The sequence below is a fragment of the Microcystis sp. M49636_WE2 genome (assembly GCF_030065375.1).
Taxonomy (GTDB): Bacteria; Cyanobacteriota; Cyanobacteriia; order Cyanobacteriales; family Microcystaceae; genus Microcystis; species Microcystis aeruginosa_C.
Genome location: NZ_JASJFG010000174.1, coordinates 1 through 5,142, shown reverse-complemented (window position 1 = coordinate 5,142; position 5,142 = coordinate 1). Strand labels below are relative to the sequence as shown.

Sequence of the window (5,142 nt, the reverse complement as noted above, 5' to 3'; positions counted from 1 at the left end):
TAGATTACCTCGATCAGTAAGCCAAGAAGTAATGAGTGTAGATTGGACGAATAGCCGCGCCAAGCGATTAAGTGCCTTACCCCCCTACGTTTTCGCCCGCTTGGATGAATTAAAAGCCTTAGCCCGCAAAGAAGGACTAGATTTAATCGATTTAGGCATGGGCAACCCGGACGGTGCTGCCCCGCGTCCAGTTATCGAAGCGGCCATTCAAGCTTTTGAAACCCCCCAATTTCACGGTTATCCACCCTTTGAAGGAACCGCCAGTTTCCGAGAAGCGATCGCTAAATGGTATTATCGCTGTTATGGTGTGGAACTCAATCCCGATAACGAAGCTTTACCCCTACTCGGTTCCAAAGAGGGCTTATCCCACCTCGCCCTAGCTTATGTTAACCCCGGCGATGTGGTCTTAGTTCCCAGTCCCGCCTATCCCGCCCATTTTCGCGGTCCCTTGATTGCCGGGGCGACACTATACCCGATCATTTTAAAAGCGGAACAGGATTGGCTGATAGATATCGATTCTATCCCCGAAGATGTGGCTAAACGGGCGAAAATCCTCTATTTTAACTATCCCAGTAACCCCACCGCCGCCGTTGCCCCTCGGGAATTTTTTGAAAAAATCGTTGCTTGGGCCCGGCAATATGAGATTATGCTCGTCCACGATCTCTGTTATGCTGAATTAAGTTTTGATGGTTATCAGCCCACCAGTTTATTAGAAATTCCGGGGGCAAAAGAGATTAGTGTCGAATTTCATACCCTCTCGAAAACCTATAATATGGCTGGGTGGCGCGTCGGTTTTGTCGTGGGCAATTCCGATATTATTCAAGGGTTACGCACCCTGAAAACCAATCTCGATTATGGTATCTTTTCCGTCATCCAAAAAGCGGCCGAAACCGCCCTACAACTGCCAGATGAATACGTCAAACAAGTACAGGAAAGATACCGGCAGCGACGAGATTTTTTAATCACAGGTTTGGGGCAATTAGGTTGGGATATTCCCTCCTCTAAGGCGACAATGTATCTCTGGGTTCCCTGTAGCATCGGCATGACTTCGACGGATTTCGCCCTCAGTGTCCTGCAAAAAACTGGTGTCGTTGTCACTCCGGGCAATGCTTTTGGGGAGGGAGGGGAAGGTTATGTGCGCGTCAGTTTAATCGCCGATATCCCGCGATTAGGGGAAGCTTTACAGCGCCTCGAAGATGCGGGAATTCGCTATCAGTAAGGAGAGTTTTTCCCCTTGATTTACCGGCCAAATCCCTCTAGGCGCTGACTAAAATTGCGATTATGATGGAATTTTATCGCGGTAGCTTGCCACTTCCATGACCTACAGCTTAAGAATTGCCGATATTCCTGTCAGTGAAAGACCAAGGGAACGTTTAATCAGTGTCGGGGCGAAAAACCTCAGTAACGCCGAATTATTAGCGATTTTACTGGCTACAGGTCAAGGTAAGGGGAAACTCTCGGCGGTGGGTTTAGGACAGCATATTCTCAACGAATTGAGCAAATATCGCCGGGATCCTTTGGACGTTTTGAGGGATATTCAGCCCCAAGAATTAACCGCTATTCATGGCATTGGACCGGCTAAGGCTACTACTATTCTAGCGGCGATCGAATTGGGAAAACGGGCTTTTCAACGACGACCGACGGAAAAAATGGTTATCGATAGTCCCGATACCGCTGCCGCTATCCTTGGACACGAACTAATGTATCAGTCTCAGGAACGTTTCGCCGTTATTTTACTCGATGTCAAAAATCAGTTAATCGCACTCAAAGTGATTACTATCGGCACAGCCACGGAAACACTGGTACATCCGCGAGAAATCTTTCGAGAAGTGGTTAAACAATCAGCTACTAAGTTGATTATCGCCCATAATCACCCCACCGGGTCACTTGTGCCTAGTCAAGACGATATTCTACTCACAGAACAATTATTACAGGGAGCTACCTATCTAGCCATTCCTCTCCTAGATCATTTGATCCTCGGTAATGGCAACTTCCAAAGTCTTCGCCAAATCACGGATCTTTGGGAAAAATATCCCCAAGAAGATTAGACCTCTTGTAAAAATCAAAAATTGTTGTTAGGTTTAGCTGGAAAAGGGAGCGAGTGCGACCGAAATCTGGGTAAAATTTGAGAGATACAATCGGTCAATTGGGCATGGATTATAAAGAAGCGGGCGTGGATGTGGAAGCGGGACGCGCTTTTGTCGACAAAATTCGCCAAAATGTGGAAAGTACCTTCCGTCCTGAAGTTATCGGCGGTTTAGGCGGTTTTGGCGGCTATTTTCAGTTACCTTCCGGTTATCGGCAACCGGTGTTAGTATCGGGAACTGATGGCGTAGGAACCAAGCTGAAAATTGCCCATAGTCTCAATTGCCATGATACGGTGGGAATTGACCTCGTGGCCATGTGCGTCAACGATGTCTTAACCTCTGGGGCCGAACCTTTATTTTTCTTGGATTATCTCGCCACTGGTAAACTGGAAGCGTCACAGTTAGCGGCGGTGGTATCGGGAATCGCTAGGGCCTGTCGTGATAGTGGTTGTACTCTTTTGGGAGGGGAAACGGCGGAGATGCCGGGGTTTTATTCGGCCGGAGAGTACGATTTAGCGGGTTTTTGCGTCGGTATTGTCGAAAAAAGTCAATTACTCGACGGCAGTAAGGTGCAAATCGGCGATGTGGCTATTGGTTTAGCCAGTAGTGGGGTTCACAGTAACGGTTTTAGTCTTGTTCGCAAGATTATCGAGACTCAGGGCTTAAATTGGCAAGATTGCCCCGAAATTTTGGCCGGCTCTAGCTTAGGTGAAGTTTTGTTAACTCCCACTAGACTTTATGTTAAACCTGTGCTAGAACTGCTGCGCTCTGGGTTAGATATTCACGCCATGGCCCACATTACTGGGGGTGGCATCCCGGAAAATTTGCCCCGCTGCTTAGGTAAAGGGCATTCCGTGCAGATTTACCGCGAAAGTTGGCCAATTTTGCCGATTTTTCACTGGTTAGCCCAGATGGGTTCGGTTAATGCCGAAGCCATGTTTAATACTTTTAATATGGGTATCGGTTTTGTGATCATTGTCCCATCAGATCTGGCGCAATCGACTATTAATCAACTCCAATCCTCTGGGATTAATGCCTACCAAATCGGCGAAGTGATTGCCGGTAAGGGGGAAATTGTTGGGCTTGATTAAAGTTAGTTCAGCCAACCCTAGTTAATAGATTGTATCCCGTTGACGGGCGGGGCGATCAAGGGATTTAATCGCCGTTTCTAACTCCTCGACGGTCAAACAAGTACCGCCCAGGGCCCCGGCCATAGTGGTAATATGTTCTTCCATGAGAGTGCCACCGAGATCGTTGCAACCCCAGTTTAAAGCTTCTGTCGCCCCCTGTAAGCCCAATTTTACCCAACTGGGTTGATGATTTTTAATGCTATTGCCCAAATAAATCCGCGCCACTGCTGTTAATTTTAATGTATCGGCTAAAATTGGTTGATCCCGTCCGACTCGATTTCTCAGGGGTTTGGGGGCCGATTGTCCCACAAAAGGCAATAAAATAAATTCGGTGATTTTAGCTGGATAATTATTTTCTAGGGCGATTTCTTGCTGTTTTCTAATTTTTTCAAGGTGCTGCACCTGTTGGCTAGGGGTTTCAATATGACCGCAGAGCATGGTACTGGTGGTATATAACCCCAAGCGATGGGCAGTACCGACTATTTCTAACCAAGTGGCGGCATCGATTTTTTCTGGACAAATTACCCGTCTTACCTCATCCACCAACACCTCGGCAGCTGTCCCCGGTAGAGAATTCACTCCTGCTTCTTGCAGGGAAGCGATAACTTTTTCGTAACTTAAACCGTCTTCTCTAGCGATAAATTGGACTTCTTGGGGCGAAAAAGCGTGTAAATGCAGGTTAGGAAAAGCTTGTTTCAGGTTTTTAACAATTTCCAGGTAATAGTCTAAGGAATTGCCCTTAATCTTGGCTTTTGGGTTTAATCCTCCCTGCATACAAATTTCTGTGGCCCCACGACGGACAGCATCCGCCGCTTTAGCGATAATTTCCTCTAAATTAAGCCAGAAGGCCCCCTCTTCGTTTTCATCGCGTCTGAATGCACAAAAACTGCAATGCTGCTCACAAATGTTACTAAAATTAATGTTGCGATTGATAACGTAGGTGACGGTATCTCCCGCCTGTTGACGACGCAAAAAGTCGGCCGTTTCCCGAATCTGGGCAATTAAACGGTTATCGGTAGTTTCTAGCAAGATAATCGCTTCTTTTGCCGATAAATTTGCCCCTGACCGCGCTTTTGCCAAAATATCGGTTACGGGTGCGGTGATGGAGGAGTTAGTCACGGGAGATAAATATTAAGGGTTGCCGATCCTAATTGTAGAACGAGGTCAGAAGGAACAGTAAAGAAAGAGAGCCGATTTAATCCTTTTTCTGTTCCCTATTCCCTTGTCTGCACGCGGTAATTCCGGGTTGAGAGCCTTTATTGCGGGGTGGTTTGTTTTTCCTGTTCTTTTTGTTGACGTTTTTTCTTTTCTGCTTCTAGGGCATCTTCGATCACCTTGAGCAGCTGATCCATTTTATCAAGATTACCGCGATAAACATCGAGGTCTTTTTGCAGTTTCTCGCTGGAGAGATGCAGAATTTCTGAGAACTTTTGCAAAATTTGTTCGCGTTTTTCTTTTTCCTTGATCATGTCCGGTTGTGCTTCGGCTAAAATTGTATAGAGACCGATGGCAAACAGGCGACTATACTTAAACTTAGGCGCGTTGATAACCGAAACTAAACTATCAGACAACTGATTGTTACCACCTAGGGCAGGGTTTTGCAGTTGGGAAAGCAAGGAATCAATATTAGTTTCTTTGGCAATAGCGATCATATTTTCGGCATCACGACGATAGACTTCGGGATTACCGTTAACCGCTTGGCACAAAGCATTAAAAATATTCGGTTTATCCTCCCCCGGACGATAGCCTTCCATGAACTTCTCGAAAGAAGTAACCACACCAAGGGCATAAATTGGATCATAATGGAAATCTACATTAACGGAGAGCAGGTGCATCTCGACTAATAATTCCTCAACCACGCGCCGATACACCGAATTGATGGGGCGGGTGTGGCGAGTATAAAAATCACGCTTACTATCGGAAAC

Annotated in this window: 5 protein-coding genes; 3 read left to right on the top strand and 2 right to left on the bottom strand. The window is 46.4% G+C overall.

Going from position 1 to position 5,142, the window contains the following annotated elements; all coding sequences use genetic code 11:
• Nucleotides 1-31: 31 nt before the first annotated feature.
• The 3 genes from PX484_RS04000 to purM all read left to right on the top strand — a co-directional run bounded on the left by PX484_RS04000 (nt 32) and on the right by purM (nt 3,178).
• Nucleotides 32-1,219, top strand: a complete 1,188-nt coding sequence (locus tag PX484_RS04000) for an aspartate aminotransferase (RefSeq protein WP_287665166.1) — start codon at nt 32-34, stop codon at nt 1,217-1,219.
• 97 nt (nt 1,220-1,316) lie between these two features.
• The gene (gene radC / locus PX484_RS03995; protein ID WP_002732646.1) at nt 1,317-2,048 is read left to right on the top strand and encodes a RadC family protein; all 732 of its coding nucleotides are present in this window, start codon (nt 1,317-1,319) and stop codon (nt 2,046-2,048) included.
• A gap of 104 nt (nt 2,049-2,152) precedes the next feature.
• The gene (gene purM / locus PX484_RS03990; protein WP_287665177.1) at nt 2,153-3,178 is read left to right on the top strand and encodes a phosphoribosylformylglycinamidine cyclo-ligase; all 1,026 of its coding nucleotides are present in this window, start codon (nt 2,153-2,155) and stop codon (nt 3,176-3,178) included.
• Between the two features lie 21 nt (nt 3,179-3,199).
• Here the strand turns inward: purM and cofH are convergent, their stop codons facing one another.
• The gene (cofH, locus tag PX484_RS03985) at nt 3,200-4,336 is read right to left on the bottom strand and encodes a 7,8-didemethyl-8-hydroxy-5-deazariboflavin synthase subunit CofH (RefSeq protein WP_287665169.1); all 1,137 of its coding nucleotides are present in this window, start codon (nt 4,334-4,336) and stop codon (nt 3,200-3,202) included.
• A 137-nt stretch (nt 4,337-4,473) separates the two neighbouring features.
• Nucleotides 4,474-5,142: photosystem II biogenesis protein Psp29 (gene psb29 / locus PX484_RS03980; protein WP_288102932.1), on the bottom strand; the 669-nt coding region annotated here is incomplete at its 5' end.